This window comes from Paraburkholderia tropica (assembly GCF_900109265.1).
Lineage (GTDB): Bacteria > Pseudomonadota > Gammaproteobacteria > Burkholderiales > Burkholderiaceae > Paraburkholderia > Paraburkholderia tropica.
In genome coordinates, this window is the sequence record NZ_FNZM01000004.1 from 248,015 (window position 1) to 273,708 (window position 25,694).

Annotated in this window: 22 protein-coding genes; 11 read left to right on the forward strand and 11 right to left on the reverse strand. The window is 63.6% G+C overall.

Annotation, left to right across the window (positions count from 1 at the left end):
- The first annotated feature begins 5 nt into the window (after window positions 1-5).
- The gene (locus BMY06_RS07785) at window positions 6-917 is read left to right on the forward strand and encodes a ketopantoate reductase family protein (RefSeq protein ID WP_074982449.1); all 912 of its coding nucleotides are present in this window, start codon (window positions 6-8) and stop codon (window positions 915-917) included.
- Window positions 918-948: 31 nt separating this feature from the next.
- Here BMY06_RS07785 and BMY06_RS07790 read toward each other — a convergent pair whose 3' ends face one another.
- From BMY06_RS07790 to BMY06_RS07815, 6 genes are all read right to left on the reverse strand, one after another.
- The gene (locus BMY06_RS07790; protein WP_065065410.1) at window positions 949-2,172 is read right to left on the reverse strand and encodes an L-dopachrome tautomerase-related protein; all 1,224 of its coding nucleotides are present in this window, start codon (window positions 2,170-2,172) and stop codon (window positions 949-951) included.
- Between the two features lie 131 nt (window positions 2,173-2,303).
- Complete coding sequence (locus tag BMY06_RS07795; RefSeq protein WP_065065411.1) at window positions 2,304-2,768, reverse strand: PaaI family thioesterase; 465 nt, start codon at window positions 2,766-2,768, stop codon at window positions 2,304-2,306.
- A 218-nt stretch (window positions 2,769-2,986) separates the two neighbouring features.
- Window positions 2,987-4,237, reverse strand: coding sequence for a benzoyl-CoA 2,3-epoxidase subunit BoxA (gene boxA / locus BMY06_RS07800; RefSeq protein WP_074982452.1), 1,251 nt, complete (start codon window positions 4,235-4,237; stop codon window positions 2,987-2,989).
- Window positions 4,238-4,266: 29 nt separating this feature from the next.
- Window positions 4,267-5,694 (reverse strand): benzoyl-CoA 2,3-epoxidase subunit BoxB, encoded by a 1,428-nt coding sequence (gene boxB / locus BMY06_RS07805; protein WP_074982454.1) that lies wholly within the window; start codon window positions 5,692-5,694, stop codon window positions 4,267-4,269.
- A gap of 73 nt (window positions 5,695-5,767) precedes the next feature.
- Window positions 5,768-7,462 (reverse strand): 2,3-epoxybenzoyl-CoA dihydrolase, encoded by a 1,695-nt coding sequence (boxC, locus tag BMY06_RS07810; RefSeq protein WP_074982455.1) that lies wholly within the window; start codon window positions 7,460-7,462, stop codon window positions 5,768-5,770.
- Window positions 7,463-7,632: 170 nt separating this feature from the next.
- The gene (locus BMY06_RS07815) at window positions 7,633-8,610 is read right to left on the reverse strand and encodes a helix-turn-helix transcriptional regulator (RefSeq protein WP_074982457.1); all 978 of its coding nucleotides are present in this window, start codon (window positions 8,608-8,610) and stop codon (window positions 7,633-7,635) included.
- Between the two features lie 339 nt (window positions 8,611-8,949).
- Between BMY06_RS07815 and BMY06_RS07820 the strand changes: the two genes are divergently transcribed.
- The 4 genes from BMY06_RS07820 (at window position 8,950) to BMY06_RS07835 (ending at window position 14,117) form a co-directional block, all read left to right on the forward strand.
- Entirely contained in the window at window positions 8,950-10,578 is a 1,629-nt protein-coding gene (locus BMY06_RS07820; RefSeq protein ID WP_074982459.1) for a benzoate-CoA ligase family protein, read from the forward strand.
- Window positions 10,579-10,582: 4 nt separating this feature from the next.
- Window positions 10,583-11,425 (forward strand): alpha/beta fold hydrolase, encoded by an 843-nt coding sequence (locus BMY06_RS07825; protein WP_074982461.1) that lies wholly within the window; start codon window positions 10,583-10,585, stop codon window positions 11,423-11,425.
- 440 nt (window positions 11,426-11,865) lie between these two features.
- Window positions 11,866-13,095 carry a sensor histidine kinase gene (locus tag BMY06_RS07830; RefSeq protein WP_244144359.1) on the forward strand — a complete coding sequence of 410 codons (1,230 nt, stop codon included), beginning with the start codon at window positions 11,866-11,868 and terminating at the stop codon, window positions 13,093-13,095.
- On the forward strand, window positions 13,092-14,117 hold the full coding sequence (locus tag BMY06_RS07835; protein ID WP_065065418.1) for a response regulator: 1,026 nt from the start codon (window positions 13,092-13,094) through the stop codon (window positions 14,115-14,117). Before BMY06_RS07830 ends, BMY06_RS07835 begins: the two co-directional genes overlap by 4 nt.
- 52 nt (window positions 14,118-14,169) lie before the next feature.
- Here the strand turns inward: BMY06_RS07835 and cqsA are convergent, their stop codons facing one another.
- Together cqsA and BMY06_RS07845 are read right to left on the reverse strand one after the other, a co-directional pair.
- Window positions 14,170-15,477: an alpha-hydroxyketone-type quorum-sensing autoinducer synthase gene (gene cqsA / locus BMY06_RS07840; RefSeq protein WP_074982462.1), complete on the reverse strand. Its 1,308-nt coding sequence runs from the start codon at window positions 15,475-15,477 to the stop codon at window positions 14,170-14,172.
- 842 nt (window positions 15,478-16,319) lie between these two features.
- On the reverse strand, window positions 16,320-17,564 hold the full coding sequence (locus BMY06_RS07845) for a GGDEF domain-containing protein (protein ID WP_074982464.1): 1,245 nt from the start codon (window positions 17,562-17,564) through the stop codon (window positions 16,320-16,322).
- 220 nt (window positions 17,565-17,784) lie between these two features.
- Between BMY06_RS07845 and BMY06_RS07850 the strand changes: the two genes are divergently transcribed.
- The 3 genes from BMY06_RS07850 (at window position 17,785) to BMY06_RS07860 (ending at window position 18,908) form a co-directional block, all read left to right on the forward strand.
- Window positions 17,785-18,039 carry a DUF2795 domain-containing protein gene (locus tag BMY06_RS07850; protein WP_074982466.1) on the forward strand — a complete coding sequence of 85 codons (255 nt, stop codon included), beginning with the start codon at window positions 17,785-17,787 and terminating at the stop codon, window positions 18,037-18,039.
- Window positions 18,040-18,240: 201 nt separating this feature from the next.
- Complete coding sequence (locus tag BMY06_RS07855) at window positions 18,241-18,591, forward strand: response regulator (protein ID WP_065065422.1); 351 nt, start codon at window positions 18,241-18,243, stop codon at window positions 18,589-18,591.
- A 110-nt stretch (window positions 18,592-18,701) separates the two neighbouring features.
- On the forward strand, window positions 18,702-18,908 hold the full coding sequence (locus BMY06_RS07860) for a hypothetical protein (protein ID WP_074982698.1): 207 nt from the start codon (window positions 18,702-18,704) through the stop codon (window positions 18,906-18,908).
- A gap of 95 nt (window positions 18,909-19,003) precedes the next feature.
- On the opposite strand, the gene BMY06_RS07865 is transcribed toward BMY06_RS07860, so the two are convergent.
- Window positions 19,004-19,288 (reverse strand): hypothetical protein, encoded by a 285-nt coding sequence (locus tag BMY06_RS07865; protein ID WP_065065423.1) that lies wholly within the window; start codon window positions 19,286-19,288, stop codon window positions 19,004-19,006.
- A gap of 185 nt (window positions 19,289-19,473) precedes the next feature.
- Here BMY06_RS07865 and BMY06_RS07870 point away from each other — a divergent pair, with 185 nt between their 5' ends.
- The 3 genes from BMY06_RS07870 to BMY06_RS07880 are packed head-to-tail and all read left to right on the forward strand — an operon-like array spanning window position 19,474 to window position 22,874.
- The gene (locus BMY06_RS07870) at window positions 19,474-21,633 is read left to right on the forward strand and encodes a phosphocholine-specific phospholipase C (RefSeq protein WP_074982468.1); all 2,160 of its coding nucleotides are present in this window, start codon (window positions 19,474-19,476) and stop codon (window positions 21,631-21,633) included.
- 57 nt (window positions 21,634-21,690) lie between these two features.
- Window positions 21,691-22,293 carry a TetR/AcrR family transcriptional regulator gene (locus BMY06_RS07875; RefSeq protein ID WP_065065425.1) on the forward strand — a complete coding sequence of 201 codons (603 nt, stop codon included), beginning with the start codon at window positions 21,691-21,693 and terminating at the stop codon, window positions 22,291-22,293.
- Window positions 22,294-22,352: 59 nt separating this feature from the next.
- Entirely contained in the window at window positions 22,353-22,874 is a 522-nt protein-coding gene (locus BMY06_RS07880; protein ID WP_065065426.1) for an RrF2 family transcriptional regulator, read from the forward strand.
- 101 nt (window positions 22,875-22,975) lie between these two features.
- On the opposite strand, the gene BMY06_RS07885 is transcribed toward BMY06_RS07880, so the two are convergent.
- Window positions 22,976-24,181: an NAD(P)/FAD-dependent oxidoreductase gene (locus BMY06_RS07885; RefSeq protein WP_074982472.1), complete on the reverse strand. Its 1,206-nt coding sequence runs from the start codon at window positions 24,179-24,181 to the stop codon at window positions 22,976-22,978.
- A gap of 215 nt (window positions 24,182-24,396) precedes the next feature.
- Window positions 24,397-25,614 carry a YbfB/YjiJ family MFS transporter gene (locus tag BMY06_RS07890; protein ID WP_074982473.1) on the reverse strand — a complete coding sequence of 406 codons (1,218 nt, stop codon included), beginning with the start codon at window positions 25,612-25,614 and terminating at the stop codon, window positions 24,397-24,399.
- Window positions 25,615-25,694 lie beyond the last annotated feature (80 nt).

Consider the following 25,694-nt stretch of genomic DNA (forward strand, 5'->3'; position numbering starts at 1 on the left):
GGAAGATGAAAGTCGCCATCATGGGTGCGGGCGCGGTCGGCTGCTATTACGGCGGCATGCTTGCGCGCGCGGGACACGACGTCGTGCTGATCGGCCGCGAGCAGCACGTCGAAGTGATCGCGCGCGAAGGTTTGCATCTGGAAACACAGACCTTCGACGAGCGCATCGGCGCGCCGCATCTGCGCGCCAGCACGCGCGCCGATGCGGTGGCGGGCGCGCAACTCGTACTGTTCTGCGTGAAGTCGCCCGATACGGAAAGCGCGGGCGAGTCGATCAAACCGCATCTCGGCGCGGACACGCTGGTGCTCACGCTGCAGAACGGCGTCGATAACGCCGAGCGTTTGCGCACGGTGATCGCGCAGGACGTCGCCGCCGCCGTCGTGTATGTGGCGACCGAAATGGCCGGCCCCGGCCATGTGCGCCATCATGGCCGCGGCGAACTCGTGATCGAGCCTTCGCGCAGCAGCGAAGCCATCGCGCAAACGTTGATCGCCGCCGACGTCCCCACCGAAATCTCGGCGAACGTACGCGGCGCGCTCTGGGCGAAGCTGATTCTGAATTGCGCGTACAACGCGCTCTCGGCGATCACGCAATTGCCGTATGGACGCCTCGTGGAAGGCACGGGCGTGCGCGACGCGATGCACGACGTCGTCGAAGAATGCAAGGCCGTGGCGCATGCCGATGGCGTGACGCTGCCGCCCGATGTGGAAGCCGCGGTGCGCCGCATCGCCGAAACCATGCCGGGCCAGTTCTCCTCCACCGCGCAGGATCTTGCGCGCGGCAAGCGCAGCGAGATCGATCATCTGAACGGTCTGATCGTGCGGCGCGGCACGGCGCTCGGCGTGGCCACGCCCGCGAACCGCCTGCTTCACACGCTCGTCAAACTTATCGAGGACAAGGCGCACGGCGCGCTTTGAGTGTCCCGCTCACGTCCTCTGCGCGGCCGCATCAGCCTGCGAACAAGCCAGGCGGCTGCGGCGGCAGCTTCACGCGAAAAATCGCGAAGCGCCCTTTGCGCGGATAGCCATTCGAAAAGTTCAATTCGTGCAGATGTGAATCCGCGAAATACAGATAATCGTTCTGAAGTGCGAATCCATCGGCCCATGACACCTTGCCGGGTTCATCGACGAGCGTGCGTTGAGTAAAGGCCGGCTTGCCGTTGCGCGCGACGAGCGTGAGCGCCACCACCGTGCGCTTTTCGAGGTCGCCGCCGTAGAGCGTGCCGTCCGCGCCCATTAGCAGACCACCGGTGAGCGCGTAATCGCCGAGATATTGCACGCGCTTCGCGAGCGCTTGCGGCGAGAGCGATTCGTCGATGAGCGCTTCAATCGGCGCGCGCCAATAGTGATGATCGGTGAGCGGGCGGTAATAGAGCCAGTCGCGCTGCGGCGACAGCGCGATGCCGTCGGTTTGCAGCACGAGCACCTGGCCGTCGAGCTTGCGCGCCACGCGGTCGCCGAACATCAGATGCTGCTGCGGATCGGACACGCTGGACCGGTCGCCCGCGAGCACGAGGCGCGCGCGTCCATCGCTCAATCGCGCAACCACCACGCCGCCGCGATTGCCCGCGTTGCTGATGAACGCGTAGCCATGCTGCAGATCGATGCGCACGTCGTTGATCGAATCGGCGGGCGTGATGGCCGACTCGAACGTATACGTGCGCACAGGCGTGGCCTTGCCGATATCGAACTGCACGAGTTTGGGCGGTTGCAGGCGCTGATCGACCGAGGGCAGCGACGAATCGAGCACCCACAGGCGATCGCGCTCATCCACCCAGAGCGCCTGCGCGGAAATCCACTGACGCTCACCCGGGCGATTCGGCTGGTACGTGTTCCAGCGCGTGTCGGGAAACGGCAGCAGACTGCCGCTGCGCAGATCGACTTCGACAACACTGAAACGCGAGCGATGCACCGAGGACGGCGCAGTCGCAAAGACGCGCCCCGCTTTCGACACACCAATACCGACGAGACGAAAATCGTCACCGAAGGTCGCGACTGTTTCGAGTTTCGCACCAGTGGGCGCGGGCTGTTTTGCATCCGCCGGATTCGCAGCGCTTGCTGCGTGCGCCGCATTGGCGGACAGCAAAGCGGGGAAAGCCGCGCTATAAACCGCGGCGCCCAGCCCGGCGACAAAGCGTCTGCGCGAACGCAGGAAGGAATGCACGGCGTCCATGCTGTCTCCTCGCGGTTGGGAAACCGTGCGCCTGCACGGCCCTCGCTGATCATGTGGCAGCCGCGAGGCCGTGTTGGTTCCCTTGAAATCCGCAATGAGCGAATGCCGTGCCCGTCTTTATCCGCGTGACATCAGTCCTTCGGCGTTTCACGTTCGAAAACAAGCAGCGTCGAGGTCGCCGATGCGTAGAGCTTGCCGGCCGCATCGGTAATCGACGCCTCCGCGAAGGCCGCGCGGCGGCCGATGCTCAGCACGCGCCCTTCCGCGCGCACCGGGCCTGTGTTTGCGGTCATGGGGCGGTGGTACGCCACCTTGAGTTCGAGCGTGGTATAGCCCTGATTCGGCGCGAGGCGCGAATGCGCCGCGCAACCGCAAGCGGAATCGAGCAGCGTGGCCGCGTAGCCGCCGTGCACCGTGCCGATGGGGTTGTACGCGTGCAGTCCCGGCACGCCTTCGAACACCACGCGGCCTTCGTCGACTTCGACAAGCCTGAAGCCGAGCGTTTCACCGATGGGCGCGCTGCGCCCGCTCGCGAGCATGCGCTGGAGTTGTTCGAGGCCGCTCAGGTCGGCGGGCAATTCAGCAACGAGGTTCATGGCAGTCCGGTCTCCGTCGGGTTGCGCGAGCTTATGCGTGCGTATGCACAGATGTGCCCAAAAAAGTGGACGGCGCGCGCCTGACGTATTGCATTCATTGCGCAATGCGATGCGCACGCCGCCGTCCCGACATCCTACCGCGTTGCGAACGATCGTGCACAAATCGTTTTCGACCTGAACCGATGCTCCATTCCAGGCGGCAACCGCCCTCCAATCCGTCAATACGTTTCGAGGTGCAGCCGCCCTTCCCGCTTGAGCCGCTCCCACAAACGCTCCCAACCGATGCCATGCGCCTCCGCGATCTCGGCGAGCGCCTGCAACACGCCGTCTTCCATGCCCTTGAGTCCGCAGACATAAACATGCGTATTGCCGTCCGCGAGCAGCGGCGCGACGTCGGTCGCCCGTTCGCGCATGGCGTCCTGCACATAGCGTCTCGGTTGGCCAGGCGTGCGCGAAAAAGCCAGATTCGTATCGATGAAATCCTTCGGCAAATTCATCAGCGGGCCGAAGTAAGGCAATTCCGCCTGGGTGCGCGCGCCGAAGAACAGCATCAGTTTTCCGGTCGCGCCCTTGAGCCGGCCGCGGCGGCGATACTCCGTCATCGCGCGCATCGGCGCAGAACCGGTGCCGGTACAAATCATCAGCAAATGCGAGTTAGGATGATTCGGCATCAGGAAGGTATTGCCGAATGGCCCGATGACGCTCACCACCTCGCCCTTTTTCAAATCGCAGAGATAATTCGAGCACACGCCGCGCGCGGCATTTCCAGCGTGATCGTGCGTCACGCGCTTCACGGTGAGCGAGACGTTGTTGTAGCCGGGCCGCTCGCCGTCGCGCGGACTTGCGATCGAATACTGGCGCGCGTGATGCGCGCGGCCATCGGCGTTCGAACCGGGCGGCAGAATGCCGATCGACTGGCCTTCGAGCACCGGAAACGGCAGCGCGCCGAAATCGAGCACGATGTGATGAATATCGCCCGGCGTGGAGTCGTCGGTGAGACGATAGTTGCCGACCACGGTCGCGGTCGTCGGCGCCTTGTGCGTGTAGAGATTTACATAAGGACGCGCCGCCGACCACGGCGGCACGGTCGAACCGCGCACGAAATCCGAACTGGCAGGCAGCGCCGCGGATGCTTCATCCACAAGGTCTCGTGCCGCATGGTCCGGCGACGCCGACGCGGACGCGCTGACCGTGGGATTCTGCGCAGGCAATTCGTCCCACGAATATTGCTCGTCGACGGTATACGCGTTCGCCTTGAACACGTTGCGCCAATTATCGATTGCGCCCGTCGGGCACGGCGGCACGCACGCCATGCAGCCGTTACAGACCTCGGCCTTCACCACGTAATTCGTACCGTCGTGCGTAATCGCATCGATCGGACAGGTTTCTTCGCAGGTATTGCAGCGAATGCAGATCTCGGGATCGATCAGATGCTGCCTGACGATGTCCACGGGAACCGGTCCGTTCATGATTGTCTCCCTGCCTGCCACGCCATCTTTCAGTTGAAGCGCACGTACTCGAAATCGACGGGCTGTCGATTGATGCCCATTGCAGGCGGCGCGATCCAGTTAGCGAATTTGCCGGGCTCCACCACGCGGCCCATCAACGAAGCCACATACGCGCGATCCTCCGCCGTGGGCAGCCAGTTCGCCTCGTTCGCCGCCCATTGCGCCTCGTCGATCACGCGGCCGTCGGGCGCCACGCGCAAGCCAGCGAATGTGCCGATCTGCCGATTGAACGCTTTGTGCGGCACGCTCAGGCGAAAGCCGATACCCGCCTTTTCCAGCACCTTGTTCCAGCGATTCACGCCCGCCACCGAGTCCTTGATGTAATCGTCGCGCAGCACTTCATTCATGGCGTTGAGCATCGGCACCTCGCGCTCGACGAGCTTTCCCTCCTGAACCTCGAGCAGACGATAATGCTGGCCTTCGAGACGGTGATCGTCGTCGCGCTTCGTTTCCTCGTAGCGGCCCTTGAGACCGGAGCTGTAGAACGTCGCGGCATTCGACGAATGATCGGCGCCGAACAGGTCGATCGTCACCGAATAATGGAAGTTCAGATACCGCTGGATCGTATCGAGGTCGATCACACCCGCCGCTCGCAGACGCGCCGCGTCGTCGGTGCCCAGTTCGTTGATTGCCTGCGCCGTGCGCTGCACCACGCGCGACACGCCCGATTCGCCGACGAACATGTGATGCGCTTCTTCGGTCAGCATGAATTTCGTGGTGCGCGCGAGCGGATCGAATCCCGATTCCGCGAGTGCGGAAAGCTGGAATTTACCGTCGCGGTCAGTGAAATACGTGAACATGAAAAACGCCAGCCAGTCGGGCGTTCGCTCATTGAATGCGCCCAGAATGCGCGGATTGTCGTCGTCGCCCGAACGGCGCTCCAGCAATGCTTCGGCTTCCTCACGACCATCGCGACCAAAGTAGCGATGCAGCAGATACACCATCGCCCACAGATGCCGTCCTTCCTCCACGTTCACCTGAAACAGGTTCCGCAGGTCGTACATCGACGGCGCAGTCAGGCCCAGATGACGCTGCTGCTCGACCGAAGCCGGCTCCGTATCGCCCTGCGTGACGATAATGCGGCGCAGGTTCGCGCGATGCTCGCCCGGCACCTCCTGCCACGCGGGCTCGCCCTTGTGCGCGCCGAAATGAATCTTGCGATCCGCTTCGCCCGGCGTGAGAAAAATACCCCAACGATAATCGGGCATTTTCACATGATCGAAATGCGCCCAGCCGCCCGCATCCACACTCACGGCCGTGCGCAGATACACGTCGAAACCGTGTGACCCGTCCGGCCCCATGTCGCCCCACCACGAAAGAAAATTCGGCTGCCATTGTTCGAGCGCGCGCCGAAGCGTGCGGTCGTCGGCGAGATTGACATTGTTCGGAATCTTTTCGCTGTAGTTAATGGTGGACATATCGGTTCCTTGCGGCGATCTGTTTCGAATCGGGCGTGAATAGAAGACGAATCACGCGCATGTCAAACACGAATCAAACGCGCGACGCATCGAACTGCGCCTTGCTGCCCTTGCCGTACACCTTGAGCGCGCCCTTTTCGCCCACCGCATTCGGGCGATTGAAGATCCAGTTCTGCCATGCGGAGAGGCGGCCAAAGATGCGTGTTTCCATCGTCTCCGGTCCGTTGAAGCGCAGATTGGCTTCGAGTCCCGTGAGCGCATCGGGCGACATCGCCGCGCGTTCTTCCAGTGCGATACGAATTTCGTCGGCCCAGTCGATATCGTCCGGCGCGGCGGTCACAATCCCGAGCCGCTCGGCGTCCGCGGGATTGACCGGTTGGCCGATCTTTTCGCGCACCGCATCGAGCGATTCCGCTTCGCCGTAGAAACGCCGCGCGAGCCGCGACTCATGCGTAATCATCGGATAGAGTCCGAAATTTGTTTCGGATACCGTAATAACTGGCTCTTCGTCTTCGTTCGACGGCAGCGCCGCCATATAGGTCCGGTCGGCGGCAAAAGCGAATTCCGCGAAGGTGCCCGCGAAACACGATCCCGGTTCGATCAGCGCGAACAGCGAACGCGACGACACGTCGAGGCGCGCCAGCGTTCTGCGCAACATGCCGATGGTTTCGCGCACGAACCAATGATCGCGATGGGCCAGCAGCGCGGCGTCGGCGGCCAGCACGGCGCGCGCATCGCCTTCGGTCTTGAGCAGCCACGTGCCGACGTCGAGTTCGTTGCTACGCATCGACAGGATTGCGTCGTCCAGTTCGCGCGCGAATTGAAGCGGCCACCAGGCCGCACCGGCCGCCACGATCGCATCGATGCCTTCTGGCAGCGGCTCAACCGGCGCTTTCGCCGTGAAGGTCGCCGTGCGTTTCGCGCGATCGATCGTCACGTCGAGACAGGCATAACTCAAGCCGTTCTCGTGCTCGACGCGCGCCACACGCGTCAGCGCGACGCCCTCGGCATCCACGGGACGATCACTCGTTGCGGCCAGTTCGAGCGCGCGCGCCTGCACGGCCTGGCGAAACTGGTTCGGCTTCACGACATCGTCGACGAGACGCCACGCTTTCGCACGCTCGCCGCGAATGCCTTCCACCACCGTGCAGAAGATATCCGCGCGATCATGGCGCACCTTGCGCTTGTCGGTGAGACGCGTGAGGCCGCCCGTGCCGGGCAGCACGCCCAGCAGCGGCACCTCAGGCAGCGCGACCGTCGACGAGCGATCATCCACGAGCAGGATCTCGTCGCAGGCGAGCGCGAGTTCATAACCACCGCCCGCACACGCGCCATTCACCGCCGCAATGAATTTAAGGCCCGAATGGCGCGACGCATCTTCCATGCCGTTGCGCGTTTCGTTCGTGAACTTGCAGAAGTTGACCTTCCACGCATGCGATGAAAGGCCGAGCATGAAGATATTCGCGCCCGAGCAGAACACGCGCTCTTTCAGGCTTGTGAGCACCACCGTACGCACTTCGGGATGCTCGAAACGGATGCGCTGGAGCGCGTCGTGCAATTCGATATCGACACCCAGATCATAGGAATTGAGTTTGAGCTTGTAGCCGTCGCGAATGCCGCCGTCTTCGGCAATATCAAGGCCGAGCGTGGCAATCGCGCCGTCGAATGTGAGCGTCCAGTGTCGATACTGCGAGGGATCGGTCCGGTAATCGACTCGCGCAGGGAGCGCGGCGTCTTGCGGGGCGAGGACGGTTTCGGCGGCAGCCATGGGCGTCTCCTGGGGTATTTGCCTCATCGTTTCAATGAACGATAGTGCAACACCCCACCCAAGTAAAGCACTTTACTGCATATTAAGACGCCACGATGGGTAAACCATGAACTACAATGCAGGATGAATACGCAGCTCGTGCGCGCCGCGCGACAGCGCCACTCAATCCTTCAATCGACGCGCACCGGCAACTCCGCACCCAACCGCGCCGCCAACCGGTCGCGCAGTTGCAGATAGGCATCGGCCAGCGTGCGTTCGCTGGTGTCGAAGCTCATGTCCGCGCGTCCATACAACTCGGCGCGGCCCGCGAGAATACGCTTGAGATCGTCCATCGCCTCGTTGTTACCCGCGTGGCCCGACATCGGACGCAGGTCGCCTTGCGCCACCACGCGACGCATGTGGTCCTCGGGCGCGGCCTGCAGCCAGACCGTGAAGCAATGCGCGAGCAACGCGTTGAAAGTCGCGGGCTCGGAAACGAGGCCGCCGGGCGAAGCGATCACCGCGCGCGGATGCTCCGCGATCACCGCCTCGAGCGCGCGCTGCTCGTAACGTCGGTACGCACTCGCGCCATAGAGCGAATGGATTTCCGACGGCGGGCAGCCCGCCATCTGCTCGATCACGCGCGTGAGTTCGACGAACGGCACCTTGCGCTCCTGCGCGAGCATGCGGCCGAGCGTGGATTTGCCCGCGCCGCGCAGGCCGATCAGCGCGATACGTTCATTGCGATGCGGGTCGGCGGGCGCCTGCGCAAACATCTCCGCGAGCGCGACGCGCGCGCGATGCAGCGCGGCCGGGTCGCGTCCTTGCAGCAGTTCGCGAATCAAAAGCCATTCCGCCGACGACGTGGTGACGTCGCCGGTCACTTCGGCGAGCGAGCAATTGAGCGTGAGCGCGATCTGGCGCAGCACCAGCACGGAGGCGTTGCCCACGCCCGACTCCAGATTCGCGAGGTGACGCTCGGACAAGCCGGTTTCCGCCGCCAGCGCCTTGCGCGTCATGCCACGGCGCGCGCGCAGCATGCGCACGCGCTCGCCCATCGCCGTGAGAAACGGATCGCGTTCCGCCCGTTCGCCGCGCGCGCCCTCCTGCGCCTCGGCAACCTCGGCGGCCTCGTCCGCCTGCGGTTCGGCAACGTATGTTTGCTTCATCTTCAGAACCTCTCAGCGCGATTTTATGTACTATAGTGCTTGACACAGACTTTGCTACCGGCTAATTTTCCGCCAAATGGCTCCGCGGCGATAGTCTGGTGGCTCGGACAGATCGTCCCGGGCGAGCGTCAGCGCGATTTCATGCAAAATTATGCACATCGAGTTGACCGACCGAGCAACGTGCGGAACGATGCGAGCGGCAGCATCGAAACGGCCGACACACGAAAAATCCGCACGGAAGCCAAAGCAATAGTTAGCAATCCACACCAATATAACGACCGATAGCACCACCGGCCAGCGGCGACGCGCAATCGAGCCGGACAGAGCGGAGACAGCATCGTGGACACTCAGGCAGCGTCATTCGAAAGCGCCGCGTCACCGGCACGGGCAACCGCATCGATCGTTCCCCCGCCCACGCAATTCAATTTCGCCGCGCATCTCTTCGCATTGAATGCCTCGCGCGCCAATAAAACCGCTTATATCGACGACGACGCCACGCTCGCTTACGGTGAACTCGAAACACGCGCGCGCCGCTTCGCTGGCGCGTTGCGCACGCTGGGCGCGCATGCCGAGCAACGCATCCTGCTCGTGATGCTCGACACCGTGGAATTGCCCGTGGCCTTTCTCGGCGCACTGCTTGCGGGCGTGGTGCCCGTGATCGTCAACACGCTGCTCACTGCCGCCGACTACGCCTATATGCTCACGCATAGCCGCGCGCGTGTCGTGATCGCATCGGGTGCGGTGCTGCCCGCCGTGACGACCGCACTCGAACAGGCGGGCTGCACGGATTGCACGCTGATCGTTTCGCATCCGCTCACGGATCAGCACGTCGATCATGCACTGAACGCGCTCATCGACGCCTCGCCACCGCTCACTCGCATCGCACCCACCCACGCCGACGATATCGCTTTCTGGCTCTATTCGTCGGGCTCGACCGGCAAACCGAAAGGCACCGTCCATACGCACGCGAATCTTTACTGGACCGTTGAAACCTACGCAAAGCCGATACTCGGCATCCGCGAAACCGATATTGTATTTTCAGCAGCCAAACTCTTTTTCGCGTATGGACTCGGCAATGGCCTTTCATTTCCGCTTTCGGTCGGCGCGACCACCGTGTTGATGGCCGAGCGCCCGACCGCCGACGCGGTCTTCGCACGTCTCGTGCAGCATCGCCCCACGGTCTTTTACGGCGTGCCCACGCTCTACGCCAGCATGATGGCCTCGCCCGGTTTGCCCGCACGCGCGGAGGTCGCGCTGCGTATCTGCACGTCGGCCGGCGAAGCGTTGCCACGCGAAATCGGCGAGCTTTTTCACCAGCATTTCGGCAGCGATATTCTCGACGGACTGGGCTCCACGGAAATGCTGCATATCTTTCTGTCGAATCGTCCCGGCGAAGTCGAATACGGCACCACGGGCCGCCCTGTACCCGGCTACGACATCGAGTTGCGCGACGAAACCGGCCAGCTCGTCGCCGATGGCGAAATCGGCGACCTTTATATTCGCGGCCCGAGCGCCGCGCTGATGTACTGGAACAATCGCGAGAAAACCCGCGCGACCTTTCTCGGCGACTGGGTCCGCAGCGGCGACAAATACCGGCGCCTGCCGGGCGGCTGCTACGTCTACGCGGGCCGCAGCGACGACATGCTCAAGGTCAGCGGTCAATACGTTTCGCCGATCGAAGTGGAAATGGTACTCGTGCAGCACGAAGCGGTGCTCGAAGCGGCGGTGATCGGCGTCGAACAGAACGGGCTCGTGAAAACCTGCGCCTTCATCGTACTCAAACGCGGGCGGCGCGCGGAATGCGCCGAAACCGAAGCCATGACCGCGACGCTCAAGGCCTTCGTGAAAACACGTCTGGCGCCCCATAAAACGCCGCGCGATATTCTCTTCGTCGACGATTTGCCGAAGACCGCGACCGGTAAAATCCAGCGCTTCCGTCTGCGCGAACAATTTCACGCTCCGCCTTGAACTCATGAACAGCAGCGAATTCGCCGTCTTGCCCGCCAGCGCCAACCTTGCCGCCCGACGCGGCACGCTGACCATCGAATATCGCCGGGTCGGCGTGCGCGATCCGCATGCGCCGCTCGCCGTGTTTCTGCACGAAGGACTCGGCTCGATCGCGATGTGGAAAGACTGGCCACACGAACTCTGCGAACGTCTCGGTCTGCGCGGGCTGCTGTATTCGCGACCCGGTTATGGCCGCTCCACGCCGCGCGCGCCCGCAGAAAAATGGCCCGTCGATTTCATGTCGGAGCAGGCGCGGGACGTGTTGCCCGCACTGCTCGACACGCTTGGCGTGAGCGAAGCCGAACGCGCGCGAATGTGGCTCATCGGGCACAGCGACGGGGCCTCGATCGCGCTGCTCTACGCGGCGTGTTATCCGCGTGCGCTCGCAGGCGCGGTCGTGATCGCTCCGCATGTATTCGTGGAAACGATTTCGGTCACGAGCATCGCCGAAACGAAACGTGCCTACGAAGCGACCGATTCACAATCGACTCTGCGTGCGAAGCTCGCGCGCTATCACGACGATGTGGATTCGGCGTTCTATGGCTGGAATGACATCTGGCTCGATCCGGCATTTCGCACGTGGAATATCGTCGAGACCATCGCATCCATCACCGTGCCATTGCTCGCCATACAGGCGCGCGACGATCAGTACGGCACGCTCGCACAAATCGAAGCGATTGGCGAGGCCGTAGCGCACGCCGAGGTGCTGACACTCGACTCGGGCGGCCATTCTCCTCATCGCGATGCCCGCGCCACGCTCGACGACGCCATCGAGCGCTTCGTGCGTATCCACATGGGCGCTGAATAACACGCTGAATAACAGCTGAACAACGCGCTCAATCTCATCGCACGGCTGCGGCCGGCTATTCATGCACCACGGCGCTGCAAAACGATGCGCCCAGCATCGAATGCTTACACCGCGCAAAGCCATCCGTTGAACGCCAACTGTTCGGACCCCGCACAGCCAGAACGGCGCATCGCAATGATGGTATCGTTTGCTCTGGCCGCGAGCGCCGCCTGACCGCCACGGGGACGCGGGGCACGGCGCGCGGCGCTGCAACACGCCGCAACGTGTGCACACGCACAGCCGCGCAGCCGGCGGTCCGGTACCCAACGATGAGCGACTCCACCCTGATGAACGTATCGAGAATCTCGCTGCGCGCGCGGCGCGAATGGGCTGCGCTGAGGGCGTTCATGGCGCACGCCTTCGCACCCGCGCTGCGCAACATGCAATACGTGAAGCGGCGCATGCGGCCGTTCGCCGTGGTCGCCACCCTCGGCTTCCCGCTTTATTACTATGTCTGGAAAGTCCTGTTTCCGCAGCCGTATGAAAATCTTACGCTGCGTCTGATTGGTTCCGCACTGTTCGCGCCATTTCTGTTTCCGGATCGCTGGCCCGCCGCGATAAAGAAATACCTGCCGTGGTACTGGTATTTCTGCACCCTCTACGGATTGCCGTTCTTCTTCACTTTCATGCTGTTCAAGAACAACGGTAATGAAGTGTGGGTGGAAAGCGCGTTGATCGCCGCCTTCGTCATGGTGCTGCTGCTCGACTGGCTGATGCTCGTGCTGCAGTTTCTCGTCGGCATCGGGCTGGCGCTGCTCGCCTATACGGTCACGAGCGACAGCTTCTCGCTGAGCGGCATTTACCTCACCCATCTGGCGATTTTCTCGTTCGCCGTGGCGATCGGCGCGATTGCCAATTACGATCAGGACCGCATCCAGATCGAACAGGAGCGCGCCATGCTGGCCACGGCAGGCAGCGTCGCGCACGAGTTGCGCACGCCGCTCGTCGCCATTCGCGTGGGCGCGGCCGGCCTCATGCGCTATTTGCCCGCACTGCTCGACACCTATCTGCTGGCCCAGCGCAACAGTCTGCCGGTGCCCAAAATACGCGTCGCGCATCTACATTCGATGCAAGGCGTGGTCGGCCGCATCGAGCAGGAAGCGCTGCATTCGAACGCCATCATCGACATGCTGCTGGCCACCGCGCGCTTTACCGGCGGACCGATGCAAAACGCAAGTCCGTGTTCGATCGCGCATTGCGTGGAAACGGCATTGGCGCGCTATCCGTTTCGCGAAGGCGACCGCGCGCGCGTGCATTGCAATCTGCGGCTCGATTTCGAATTCACCGGATCGGAAATGCTCACCGTACACGTGCTGTTCAATCTGATCAAGAACGCCTTCCGCCATATGGGCAGTATCGAAGGCGCGCATATTTCTATTCGTCTTGAATCAGGAAAACGTGCCAACCGCTTGATTTTCAGCGATACCGGAACGGGTATTTCATCCGAAGCCTTGCCGCACATCTTTACCCGCTTTTATACTTCAAGCACCATCACCGATGACGTATCGCTCGGCGCGGGAATCGGCCTGGCATTTTGCCGCGATGTCATGCAAGCGATGGGGGGAGCGATTACCTGCTCTTCAGTCAAAGGCCAATATACCGAGTTCGTTTTGACATTCCCAACGCCATGACGAAAGCCATTCAGCCATTTTCCTGGCCAACCACGGTCGCCTTCGTCGACGACAGTGCGGCATTCCTTTCGAATCTGAGCCTGCAACTCGACCCGGAGCTGGCGTTCCGGATGTTCAGCTCGCCCGGCGAGGGCCTGAAGTATCTCAACGCGCGCGCGGCGCAGGATCATCCCGTCTCGCCCATCTTCAGCCCCTATCTCGACCGCACCGAGGAAAACGATGCGCATCAGGTAATCGCCATGCGCGTGGACGCCATTCGCAGCCTCGTGAACCGGCCGGCGCGTTTCGAATCCATTTCGGTCGTGGTGGTGGATTACGATATGCCTGAACTCAACGGTATTGAATTCTGCCGCCGCCTCACGAATCCCGCGATCAAGAAAATCATGCTCACGGGCAAGGCCGACGAACACGTGGCGGTGAAAAGTTTCAACGAAGGGCTGATTGATCGCTTTATTCGCAAGCATGAAGCCGATGCAGTAGAAACTCTGAATCAGGCGATTCACGACATGCAGCTCGCGCATTTCGATAAAACCAGCGGCAGCGTGCTCGATGCGCTCGCGGTGTCGGAATATGCGTTTCTCAAGGACGGCGCGCTCGCCACGCATGTACAAGGCATTTTTCATTCGCTCGGCATTGTCGAGCATTATCTTTCATGGCAGCCGCACGGCCTCCTGATGTTCGACGCGGAAGGCACGGCCTATCTGCTCATCATCCATACCGAGGAATCGCTGCGCGGCGTGCGCGAGATCGCCGTCGAACAAAGCGCGCCCGCCAATTTCCTCGCCGAACTCGACAGCCACGGCAGCGTGCCCTACTTCTGGCGCACCGAAGGCTACTATCCGGCGCAATGCGCGGACTGGCGGCTCTACATGCATCCCGCATCGGTATTCGAAGGCGAGCGCCGCTACGTCTATTCCATCGTCAAGCAGCCGCCCGGGCTCACGCTCGACGGCATCGCGCCGTACGACGGCTATCTACAGCGCCTCGACCGCGAAATCCAGGCGGCGTGGGGCACGCACTGAACGCCCCACGCCGGTTTTAACGCGGTAGATCCCTAACGCGCCTGCGGCTGCATCACGCCGCTTCCGGCAACTCGATCAGCGCGGGAGCCTGACGCGTGCGCGAACGGCCTTCGCCACGCTCCAGCAGACGCCGCGTCGACGGCCAGTTCCACATCTGCACTTCGTCGCGTATCGCCTTGCACGCCTCCACGAGCCGTTCGAGATCCGCATCGCTCATGGCCGCGTTGATCGACAGGCGAATCAGCGAGCGATTCTGCGCCGTGGCGGGCGCGCAAAACACCGAGCCGAAAATACCGCGCGCCTCCAGCGCATCGCGCAGCACGATGGTCTGCGTTTCCGGCCCCGCTTCGAGCGCGACGATCTGCGTTTCGCTGCCGTTGAGGTTGTAGCCGAAGCCGGCCAGACTCGACCGCACGTAAGCCGCATTCGACGCGAGACGCGTGCGGCGCCAGTCGTCGCGCTCGATGACGTCGAGCGTGGCGGCAAGACCCGCGGTTTCGTGCGGCAGCAGGGTCGAGCTGAAAATGGCCGGCAGCGCCTCGAACTTGAAATACTCCTGAAAGCGCCGCGAGCAACTGATGATGCCGGCGCGCCCCGCAAACGCTTTCGCCAGACTCGCGGTGCGAAAATGCACGCGATCGCCGAGACCCAGTTCCGCCACGAGGCCCGCGCCATGCGGCCCGTGCGTGCCGAGCGAATGCGACTCGTCGACCACGAACACGCAATCGTGCGTGGCGCATACGTCGGCGAAAGCCTGCAACGGACAGACACTGCCGTTCGTGCTGTACACGGAATCGACCATCACAATCCCCGGCCCGTAACGGCGAATGCGCTGCTCCAGATGCTCGGCGTCGTTATGCATGAAGCTGATCGGCTTCGCGCCCGCGCTGCGAATGCCTTCCCACAGCGACATATGCGCCATCATGTCGACGTACACCGGCGTCTGCGCATTGGCGATCGACTGGATCAGCCCCGTATTCGCCGCGAAGCCGGACTGACACAGCACGCTCGCTTCCGTACCCATATAGCGCGCGAAACGGTCTTCGAGCAGCAATTGCGGGCACGCGTCGCCGTGCAGAAAAATGCCCGACATCAGCAGACCGTTACCGTCCGAACGGATGCTTGTGCACATCGCGTCGAGAATCTCCGGATGGCGCGCGATCGACAGATAGTCGTTGCTCGACAGATGCAGCGCCTGCGCGTCCGGCTCGCGGCCCATCATGATGTGGCCGCCCGCCCACGTCTGCTGCACGCGCGCCTCGTAATAGCGGTCGACGCGCGCCGCGAGAAACGCGGGCAGGCCCGCGTCGTTGTTGTGTGCGTCACGCCAGTTGTTATTCGTGTTATTCACTGCTTTCATCTCAGGCTCCTTGGTGGTGGATGGCCGCCCCCCGCGAACGACTTCTCGGTCGAGATCGACTGCGATAGCTGGCCGGTGATACACCCGAGCCTGGACACCACGCGCACAACGGCATGGCGAGACATCCAGGCAACAGGCTGGTAATGAATGGCGAATAAGAAGGCTGGCGCGCGCGTGGCGACGAGGGCGCGCGGCGGGCGCAAACGTGTGCGCACGGACAGCGCGTGGCGGCTGCGCCTCATGCACGCAAAACGGACACGAGCAGCCGCGGGCAGGCACGGGCAAACGTGCACGCGGCGCGCTGCGATGGTGCGCTGATCTCCCCGTGGCGCGACCTCCCGTCGACGCGCCACGCATCCCCCCGGACGCGCGCAAACGGCTGCGAATTGAAAGGCGGATACGGGCGCTTTACGCCTTGAACGAGCGTCCCGACACCCGCGCGACGGACGCTACGCGCGACCGCCACGGGTTCATTGAAAAGACGCTCGCCCGATGAATGGGGTGCCGTTCCGCACGGCGCGCGCACGATGGCGCACCGCAAGCTGGAACAAACGTTGCGAGGAACGTTTATCGCACCTTCGATAATTATCCTTTAAAAACAGCGGTGTGATGCATTTCACGGGCTTCGATGCGCTTTGCATTCCGAAATGGTTTTGCCATCGTCGAAACATCATCTCGACAGCAAAAATTTCATGCGGGCGGCATGAATTACCTGCTGTCGGCAGATAAAAAACTGCAACAATCGAATGGGGGAAAGAAAAAGAAAAACGCAGTGACGAAATAATTCGTCATTCGGGACGCAGGCATGGGCGATACGGCAAAAAATAATCTTGCCGATGCCGTTATGAAATTTTCGTGTCGTCGGCGGCGGAAATGGCGTCGCGCGGCACGGCGGCGCGTGCGCTCACGACCTGGTTGCGTCCGCGCATTTTCGCTTCGTAGAGCGCCGCGTCGGCGCGCGCCATCAGCGAAGTCAAGGTGTCGCCGTCATCAAGCGCGTCCACGCCCGCGCTGAACGTCAAACCGTCGTGCACCGGTTGCACGGCGTCGACACCGGGCATGTTGTGAACCGGCGCGGCATGATCCGCCGTGCGGCGGACCGAAAGCGCGGCCACGCGCAGCGCGTCGACGCGCGCGGCGGCGTGTTCGCGCACCGTCGCCGGAAACAGCAGCGCGAATTCCTCGCCGCCGAGCCGTCCGAATAAATCGGTTTCGCGCACACCCGCCGCCATCACGCGCCCGAAATGCGCCAGCACGCGGTCGCCCGCTGCGTGACCATACAGATCGTTGACGGCCTTGAAGTGATCGATGTCGATGATCGCGAGCGCGAGCGGCACGCGGGCCGCGCGCGCGGCGCCGAGCAAGGCGTCGGCTTGCGTCACGAAGGCGCGGCGCGTGAGCGCGCCGGTCAGTTCGTCGCGATTGGCGAGCCGTTCAAGCCGCTCCGCCATGCGGTCGTGCGCGAGCAGCACCATGCCGATCGACAACGCGGGCAACACCAGAATGCCGAGCGCCAGATACGCGACGTTGAACGGCGTGGAATCGAGCAGCGTGGTCTGATGCACGAATCCGCAGCCGTAGATGATGCCGCGCATGCCATGCGCCAGCGCGCCCAGCCATGCCGACCACGTAACAAAGCGATAGCTGTAGCGCGGCCGTCCCGACGGCCGGCCGTGCAGCGCGAGCCAGCCGATCGCGCCATAAATCGACGCATGAAACATCGATATGAGCGCAATGCGCGCGCCGAGATCCGGTTCCACCCAGTACCACCACGCGATGCCCGCCGCCACGGCCGCACATCCCGCCCACGCGAGCGGCACGCGCGGCGCAAGGCCGAAAAACTCGCGGCAGCCTTCGAGCGCACGCGTGACGGCAATCGCGAGCAGCGTGTTCGATACGAGCACCGTGAGGAACGGCATGCCCATGCGCTGCATGCCCGCGAGCACGATCGCGATGCTCGCCATCACATACGCGCCGATCCAGCGGCTCACGCCCGGAATGCCCGCGGGCCGCAGCGAACCGAGAATCGCGAGACTCATAATGCTCGAAAGCACCGTGACGAGAAGAATATTGACCGGATTGAGCATGGACTGCGCGCGGCCGCTACTGGCGTGTTGATCGATAAAGGGACACGTCAGTTTAGGGCACGAATTGCATAAAGCTTGCATGGTTTTTAGTCGCCGCCGTCAATATTCAACGCGGACAAGCTTTTATTCGGCATGACCCGCCGCAATTCGATGCGCCTGCACGGATCGACGGGAACGCCGTCTGCTGGAATAAGCGCAAATGAACTTGAGGGAGACTGCCATGCCCGCATCGATTCCGGACGTCGCTCGCGAGGCGCTGATCTTGCGCGTCGAGCGCGCGCTCGACGCCGTGACCTTTCCCGCCCATCCCGGCACGCTGCTCGACTGCGCCGAACACTCGGGCGCGCGCGCTGACGTAATCGACGCATTGCGCGCGTTGCCGGACGAAGCCTTCGGCAGCTTTTCGGAGGTGACGGCATCGATCGTCGCCTCGCATGACCGGCAGGCCCGTCCGCGCGCGCTGAGCGCCGGTTGAGCGCGGAGAAAGCCTATGCGCGGACAGACCACGACACCTTCGAGCCAACCGGGAACGAATCTTGCTGGGCCCGCCGGGCGTGCCGGACAGTCACCGGCAACGGGCCGCCCGGAGCAGGGGCGCAGCCACGGCAACAACAAGGGCGTGCGCGATGTGAGAACCGCCGACGCGGTCGCAGCGCGCAGCACAGGTAAACGACGTATGGCAACCGTATTACTCGTCGACGACGACAGCAACGCACTGGATGCGCTCAAGGAGCTGGTCGGGCAGGAAGGCTATCGGGTCAGAACCGCGGCCGACGGCTCGGACGCGCTCAAGAGCGCGCTCGCCGACCCACCCGACGTGGTGATTTCCGACTGCATGATGCCCCGCATGGACGGGCTCGAGTTGATGCGCGCGATGCGCCGCAACCACAAGCTCGCGGCCGTGCCACTCGTGCTCGTCTCCGCGCTCGTCACGCCGCCCGCCGACGCCGATGTGGTCGGCTTCCTGCGCAAGCCCTTCGCGGTATCCCAGTTGCTCGATATCCTGCGCCGCGTGGCCTCGCCTTGAGCCCTCGCCTTGACCCTCGTTATTTCGCCATCCTGATCGATTTCAGATGAGATGCGGGGCACGCGCATTGCGCCATGACGAAGCATGACGACGCCACTCAGGAGGCCATCATGACCGACTACGCAGGACGCTCGCAGGACGACCGGGTCGCGCAACGCAAGCAGCACAAGCAGCCTTCCCAGGAGCCGCCCGGCGGCGATATGGCCGTTCACGGCACCCAACCGGATGCCACGCACAGTAGCGGCGAACTTTCCGAGCAAGGCAAGGAAGTCTGGCGCAAGGGCGCGGGGCTCGACGGCGGCGGCAAGTCCGGCTGATTACATAACGCTGACGATTGTGAAGACGACGCGTGCCGCGCATTGCCGCACGCGTCGTCTTCGCTTTCACTCCCGTCCGGTTCTTTTACGCGCATTCAGCCGCGCCTGGGTTTCGCATTGCGGTTCGCCTGCGCGTCGTTTTGCGTGCGCGACTGATACGCATCGCCGCCCCTCCGGTCCGTATCCTCCAGACCGCGTTCGAGGTCGCGATGCCCCTGCACGCCCACGGAACGCGGCTCATGCGGATGGCGGCTGCCCACCGGCTCGCCTCCTTCGTGACGCGGATGCTTCACGCTCTGCGCCTCCTCCTGCGATTCAGGCGTCGCGGGCTGCGATGCCTCGCGCGCCCGTTCCTCAGTACGCTTGCAACGATCGTTCATGGCACACCTCCAGTCATGGCGCGCTTCGTGTCCTTCATGTCCTTCGTGTCGATGGCGCGTCTGCCCGATTAGCAGCAGCTTGCATGCCGCGTCGGCCGTCCGGTGGCTTAAACTTGCGATGTCGGCGGCTAAACCAGGCGCGACACGTCCCGCACACGCCCATCACGATCACCACACGCCGCACCATGACCTCGAAGGACCGCCGTCACTTTCTGCGCAGCGCCGCGGCCGGCGCCGCACTGAGCCTGTTTCCGCCCGCGATCCGGCGCGCGCTCGCCATCCCCGCGCACAACGCTACCGGCACGATTCGCGACGTCGAGCACGTCGTGATCTTCATGCAGGAAAACCGCTCGTTCGATCACTACCTCGGCACGCTGCCTGGCGTACGCGGCTTTGGCGACCGCATCACGATTCCGCAGCCGCAGGACGCGAGCGTCTGGCAGCAGAGCGACGGGGAACGCACGCTGCTGCCGTTCTACCTCGACAGGAACAAGGGCAACGCGCTGCTCGCGGGCGGCGCGCACGAATGGCTCGACGCGCACGCCGCGTGGGACGCGGGCCGCATGACGCACTGGCCGCGCGCGAAGGGCAACGTGTCGATGGGCTATCTGCAGGCCGCCGACCTGCCGTTTCATTTCGCGCTCGCGAATGCCTTCACGATCTGCGACGCCTACCATTGCTCGCTGCACGGCGGCACCAATTCGAATCGACTCTTCCTGTGGACCGGCACGAACGGCCCCGGCGGCGCGCCTTATGCGGTGGTCAACAACAATGACTGGGACTGGCTCGATAAATCCGCGAAGGGCCTGTCCTGGACCACCTACCCCGAGCGTCTGCAACAGGCCGGCGTGAGCTGGAAGGTCTACGAAAACAAGCCCGACAACTACAACGACAATCCGCTCGCGGGATTCGCGGCGTACCGCAAGGTGCACGAGTCGATCGAAGGCTCGCCGAACCGGCCGTGGACGCCGGAGATCGAAGCGCAATCGCCGCTCTACAAAGGCATCGGCAACACGATGCCCGACGGCGGCTTCCTGCAGGCGCTCAAGGACGACGTCAAGGCGAACCGGCTGCCGCAAGTCAGCTGGATCGTCTCGCCGCAAGCCTATTGCGAGCATCCGGCGATCTCCACGCCGGGCCAGGGCGCGTGGTACATCCAGCAGATCCTCGACGCGCTCACCGCGAATCCCGAGGTCTGGAGCAAGACCGTGCTGTTCGTGAACTACGACGAGAACGACTGTTTCTTCGATCACATGCCGCCGCCCGCCGTGCCCTCGCCGCTCGAAGGCGGCGGCTATGCGGGCAAGTCGACGGTCAGCACCGAGCACGACTATTTCACCGTGCCGAATCCGCCCGGCGACAAACAGCCGCTGCCGCCCGACGGCCAGCCCTACGGCCCCGGCCCGCGCGTGCCGATGTTCGTGATCTCGCCGTGGAGCACGGGCGGCTACGTCAATTCGCAGGTGTTCGATCACACGTCGGTGCTGCGTTTCATCGAGCAGCGCTTCGGCGTGCAGGAGCCGAACATCAGCGCATGGCGGCGCGCCGTTTGCGGCGACCTGACCTCCGCCTTCAATTTCCGTACGCCCAACGAGCAACCCGCCACGACGTTTCCCGCGCCCACGCGCGCCGCCGCCGATGCGCTCAACGCCCAGCAAAGCGCGCTCAAAACCGTGCGCGCGCCCGCCGAAAGCGAACAGACGATGCCGCATCAGGCGCGCGTCGTCCGCCCGTCGCGCGCGCTGCCGTATCGGCTGCATACGCATGCGAGCGTCGATGCGAAACATCGCGAAGTGCATCTCGTCTTCAGCAACGAAGGCAGCGCGGGCGCGGTCTTTCACGTCTACGACAAGCGTCATCTCGACCGCGCGCCGCGACGCTATACCGTCGAAGCGGGCAAGCATCTCGCCGATACCTGGACGCCCGTTTCCACCGACGCGGGCGCCTACGACCTCTGGGTGCTCGGCCCCAACGGCTTTCATCGCAGCTTCGCGGGCAACGTCGATCGCACGCAACACGATGCGAGCGTGGAAATTCAGGTGAGCTATGACGTGGCGACGAACGGCGGCGGAACGGGCATCGGCATCGCGATCGCCAACGCAGGCCGCGAGCCCGCCACCTGCAACGTGATCTCGAACGCCTATCGGCACGACGGACCGTGGGTTTTCACCGTCGCGCCCGGCGCGCGCGTCGCGCAGAACTGGCCGCTCGACGCGTCGGGCGGCTGGTACGACTTCACGCTGAGCGCCGCGAATGGCGCGGAGGCCACCGTGCGCCGTTTCGCGGGCCGCGTGGAAACCGGTCGGGACAGCATCAGCGATCCGGAAATGGGCACGCCAAGCTGAGCCCCCGTTTCATATCGATTGATCTAAAATGATGGCTTCCCCGCCACGGAGCCATCGATGGGCCGCCCTCGCGAATTCGACGAAACCGACGTGCTGAACGCCGCGTGCGACGCCTTCTGGTCGCGCGGCTACGAAGCCACTTCCACGCGCGATCTCGTCAAGGCCACCGGACTCACGCAGCCGAGCCTCTATAACGCGTTCGGCGACAAGCGCGCCCTGTTTTTACGCGTGCTCGATCACTATTTGCAGCAGTCGCTGCGCGAGCGCATCGCGCGCCACGAAGCCGCGGGCACGCCGGGCACCGCCATTGCCGGTTTTTTCGCGGAAACCGTGCAGCGCTCGCTCGACGATCCGGGCAAACGCGGCTGCCTGATGGTCAATTCCGTCCTCGAAGCCACGCCCGACGACGAAGAACTGCGCGACGCGCTCGCCGCCGAAATTGTGCAGATCCGCGATTTCTTCCTGCGCTGCGTGCAAGCCGGTCAGGCCAGCGGCGAAATCGCGCAGACAGTCGGCGCGCAAGAGGCCGCACAACATCTGCTGGCCGTCTTGCTGGGCCTGCGCGTGATCGCGCGAATTCGACCGGAGCGCGACTGGCTCGTGAATGCCGTCGCGCCCGCGCTCACGCTGCTGGGTTTATTGCCTGGCAAGACTGCCTGACGCGCGCCGCTCGCCTGTGTTAATCTTGTAACTCCGATTCAGTCAGTCGCGGTATCGTCATGTCTTTTATCAGCACCGGTGTCGAATACGGTTTGCATTGCCTGCTCTATCTCGCCAACCCTTCGGGCGTGCGCGAGGCGAGCGTGCGCGATCTCGCCGAGATGCAGGGCGTCTCGGTCGATTACGCGGCCAAACTGTTCACGCGTCTGTCGAAGGCGGGCATCGTCTCGGCCACGGAAGGTGTGCGCGGCGGCTTCGCGCTGGCGCGTGCGCCGGAACACATCACGGTGCAAGACGTGGTCGACGCCATCGACGGCGACAAACGTCTGTTCGACTGCCGCGAAATACGCTCCCAATGCGCGCTGTTCGAGGGCGAGGCGCCCGCCTGGGCCACGCGCGGAACCTGCTCGATCCACGCCGTCATGCAGGCCGCCGAGCGCAGCATGCGCGCGGAACTCGAAAAGCACACGCTAGCCGATCTCGCTTCCCGCGCGCATTCCAAGGCGCCCGCGAGCCACGCGCATCACGTCGTCGAGTGGTTCACCGACCGCGCCGCCAATCGCCGCAGCGATCGGGCTTAAATACATACCTCACTCGCGCGTTAATTTTCGCGTTGGCGGAAATCATGAAAAAGGCCCTTTTTCAAGGGCCTTTTTCGTTTCCTATATTCAGCGCAGCAGGCTCAGGCCACCACGATCCGGCGCGGATCGGCGGACGCAAACACCTCTTCACGCTCCGCACGCGGCGGATAGATCCATTCCGTGTTGATGCGATGCTTGAGCGCCTTCGCTTCCTGGCCGCTCATCTTCACTTCGCGCTCCCAGCCTTCCGTATAGACCGCGCCCCACGGGCCGAGATCGAGACAGGTCACGTATTTCGGCTGGCTGTACGGCAGCGCGTCGAGACCGAGCAGATCGGCGGCGGCATTATGCCCCGCCGAGCGGCCGAGATTCATCGCGTGCTGACACGACATGAGCGTGCGGTTGCCTTCGTCGTCGGTGGCCGCGCTCGCGACGTCGCCCGTTGCATACACGCCCGGCACGCCCTCGACCGCGAGATGGCGATCCACATACAGGCGGCCCGCCGCGTCGCGACGCGCGGGAATCTGCTCGGTCAATGCGCTCGCGCGGACGCCCGCCGTCCAGATCACCGTATTCGACGCGATGCGCTCGCCATCGGCCAGGGTCACGCCCTGTGCGTCGACCGCGCTCACGCCTTGCCCCAGTTTCCACTGCACACCGAGTTCGCTCAGCGCCTGCTCGATCACCGGACGCGGACCCGGGCCGAGATCCGGACCGATCGCCTCGTTGCGCTCCACGACGACCACGCGCACGTTGGCCTGCTCGCCTAACGCGGCGCGCAAACGCGCCGGCATTTCCGCGGCCGTTTCGATACCGGTAAAGCCGCCGCCCGCTACTACGACCGTGTTGCGCGCGGGCGTGTCGGGCTGCTGCGCCAGGTTGCGGATATGCGCTTCGAGCACCGCCGCCTCGTCGATCTGATCGACGCTGAACGCGTGCTCCGCAAGGCCCGCGATGGCCGGGCGGAACAGCTTGCTGCCCGTGGCGAGCACGAGCCGGTCATAGGACATCGTGAAGGCGCGCTGATTCGCGCCGGCGCCATGCACGGCATGAGCCGCGAGATCGATGCGCGCCACACTGCCCTGCACGAACTTCACGCCCGCTTCGCGGAAGATGTCCGTGAGCGGCGCCTTCATGTTTTCCGGCCCTTCTTCATACAGACGCGGACGCACGTGCAGATGCGGCTCCGGCGCGATCAGCGCGACTTCGACATCCGAGCGACCCGCTTCGTCGATCAAACGCGCCGCGCTCAGTGCGCTCCACATGCCGGCGAAACCGGCCCCGATAATCAAAATACGCTTGGACATGCTGCTGCTCCTGTGGATCGTTGCACCGTCGCAACGTGTAACTCGGATTCTATGAGTCGTAGTTTAACCCGACAATGCACGTTAACGAAACACACTGTTGTCCGGGCTGAGCGAAAACAAGTCCACGCACATTCATCCGATCAATCACACGTAAAAACGCCCGCATGCTTCAAAGCATGCGGGCGCATGGAATCGACGGCGCAGTTATTCGCGCATCATCGTCTGGATAAACGATGGGTCGCCAGATCCGCCATAAAAGCAAGTGCAAGCGCCGCCGCGCCGCACGCGAATATCAGTGCGTAGTTTTCGTGCGTGTGCGAAAAGACGAAGGAATAACCGTAGCCGCCCAGCGCCTGAAAGAGTGCGAATGCCGTCGTGGCGCGGCTCCATGCGGCTCGTTGCTCGAGATGATCGTGCGGCACCAGTTCGTGAATGCGGCCGAGCGCGAGCGGCACCACGCCCGGCGTCAACGCACCGAGGATCAGCGTGGCTACAAAAATCGCCGCTGTGTGATTCGACATGGCGAGCAACGCGACAGCAAACGTCTGAATCGCCAACGCGAAACGCCACGCGAGTTTGAAGCCGATGCGATCGGCGAGTTGTCCGCAAACAATCGGCCCCGCGATGGCCGCCATGCCATACAGCACCCAGATATGCGCGCCCGTCGACGCACCGCGCCCGAGCCCGCGCGCCACATAATCGACGAGCAGCACCATGGCCGGCACGAGGCCGAGCGCATTGGCCGCGTACTGCGCGTACAGCACGCGCAACGCTGCTTGCGCCGGCAACGCGGCACGATGCGCCGGCGCGGACGCGGCAGCAACCGGCGCGTCGGTGCGCGGCCAGCCGAACCAGCTGATCGCCGTGAGCAGCAACGCGAGCACACCCAGCCCGAACCACGCCGCGCGCAAACCATAGTGCAGCAACGAAGGAATGAGCGTGCCCGAGGCGGCGATACCCAAACCGAGCCCGAGAAAGATCATCCCGCTCACGAAGCCGCGGCGCGCGGGCGGCACGTGCGGAAGAATCGACGTGGCCACCAGCACCATGATCGCGCCGCCCGCCACGCCGGACGCGAGTCGCCACGCAAAAAACCACGCCACGGACAGCGGGAACGCGCACGCGAAAAACGCGATCGTGGCGGTCGCCATGAGCACGCGCAGCGCGTGCCGGTTCGTGAGCGCGTGCGCGATGGGCCGCCCGAGCAACGCGCCCAGCAAATACCCGGCGAAGTTGGCCGCGCCGAGCGTGACGGCCTGCGAAGCCGTGAACCAGTGCGCCTGGATCAATGGCGGAATCAGCGGCGTGTACGCGAAACGCGCGAGACCGATGGCGACGAAACTGCCACACAGGCCCGCAAGCGTTGCGAACAGGGCCGCGGCGTCGAGCCGCTCGGGCGCGCGGACACCGAGCGTGGAGGGCTGGGCTGACATGTTTGCTTTCCTTTCGGATGAATCCGTTTTATATCAATCGATACAGTAACGACGAATTCTATATCGATCGAAATAAAATG

Excerpts from the sequence above, each read along its gene's own strand:
- BMY06_RS07815 (WP_074982457.1), bottom strand. The coding sequence starts at position 8,610 with ATGAAGCAAACATACGTTGCCGAACCGCAGGCGGACGAGGCCGCCGAG.
- cqsA (WP_074982462.1), bottom strand. The coding sequence starts at position 15,477 with ATGAAAGCAGTGAATAACACGAATAACAACTGGCGTGACGCACACAAC.
- BMY06_RS07855 (WP_065065422.1), top strand. The coding sequence starts at position 18,241 with ATGGCAACCGTATTACTCGTCGACGACGACAGCAACGCACTGGATGCG.
- BMY06_RS07860 (WP_074982698.1), top strand. The coding sequence starts at position 18,702 with ATGACCGACTACGCAGGACGCTCGCAGGACGACCGGGTCGCGCAACGC.
- BMY06_RS07825 (WP_074982461.1), top strand. The coding sequence starts at position 10,583 with ATGAACAGCAGCGAATTCGCCGTCTTGCCCGCCAGCGCCAACCTTGCC.
- BMY06_RS07785 (WP_074982449.1), top strand. The coding sequence starts at position 6 with ATGAAAGTCGCCATCATGGGTGCGGGCGCGGTCGGCTGCTATTACGGC.
- BMY06_RS07865 (WP_065065423.1), bottom strand. The coding sequence starts at position 19,288 with ATGAACGATCGTTGCAAGCGTACTGAGGAACGGGCGCGCGAGGCATCG.
- BMY06_RS07880 (WP_065065426.1), top strand. The coding sequence starts at position 22,353 with ATGTCTTTTATCAGCACCGGTGTCGAATACGGTTTGCATTGCCTGCTC.
- BMY06_RS07850 (WP_074982466.1), top strand. The coding sequence starts at position 17,785 with ATGCCCGCATCGATTCCGGACGTCGCTCGCGAGGCGCTGATCTTGCGC.
- boxA (WP_074982452.1), bottom strand. The coding sequence starts at position 4,237 with ATGAACGGACCGGTTCCCGTGGACATCGTCAGGCAGCATCTGATCGAT.
- BMY06_RS07835 (WP_065065418.1), top strand. The coding sequence starts at position 13,092 with ATGACGAAAGCCATTCAGCCATTTTCCTGGCCAACCACGGTCGCCTTC.
- boxB (WP_074982454.1), bottom strand. The coding sequence starts at position 5,694 with ATGTCCACCATTAACTACAGCGAAAAGATTCCGAACAATGTCAATCTC.
- BMY06_RS07845 (WP_074982464.1), bottom strand. The coding sequence starts at position 17,564 with ATGCTCAATCCGGTCAATATTCTTCTCGTCACGGTGCTTTCGAGCATT.
- BMY06_RS07885 (WP_074982472.1), bottom strand. The coding sequence starts at position 24,181 with ATGTCCAAGCGTATTTTGATTATCGGGGCCGGTTTCGCCGGCATGTGG.
- BMY06_RS07890 (WP_074982473.1), bottom strand. The coding sequence starts at position 25,614 with ATGTCAGCCCAGCCCTCCACGCTCGGTGTCCGCGCGCCCGAGCGGCTC.
- BMY06_RS07830 (WP_244144359.1), top strand. The coding sequence starts at position 11,866 with ATGCGGCCGTTCGCCGTGGTCGCCACCCTCGGCTTCCCGCTTTATTAC.
- boxC (WP_074982455.1), bottom strand. The coding sequence starts at position 7,462 with ATGGCTGCCGCCGAAACCGTCCTCGCCCCGCAAGACGCCGCGCTCCCT.
- BMY06_RS07790 (WP_065065410.1), bottom strand. The coding sequence starts at position 2,172 with ATGGACGCCGTGCATTCCTTCCTGCGTTCGCGCAGACGCTTTGTCGCC.
- BMY06_RS07870 (WP_074982468.1), top strand. The coding sequence starts at position 19,474 with ATGACCTCGAAGGACCGCCGTCACTTTCTGCGCAGCGCCGCGGCCGGC.
- BMY06_RS07795 (WP_065065411.1), bottom strand. The coding sequence starts at position 2,768 with ATGAACCTCGTTGCTGAATTGCCCGCCGACCTGAGCGGCCTCGAACAA.
- BMY06_RS07875 (WP_065065425.1), top strand. The coding sequence starts at position 21,691 with ATGGGCCGCCCTCGCGAATTCGACGAAACCGACGTGCTGAACGCCGCG.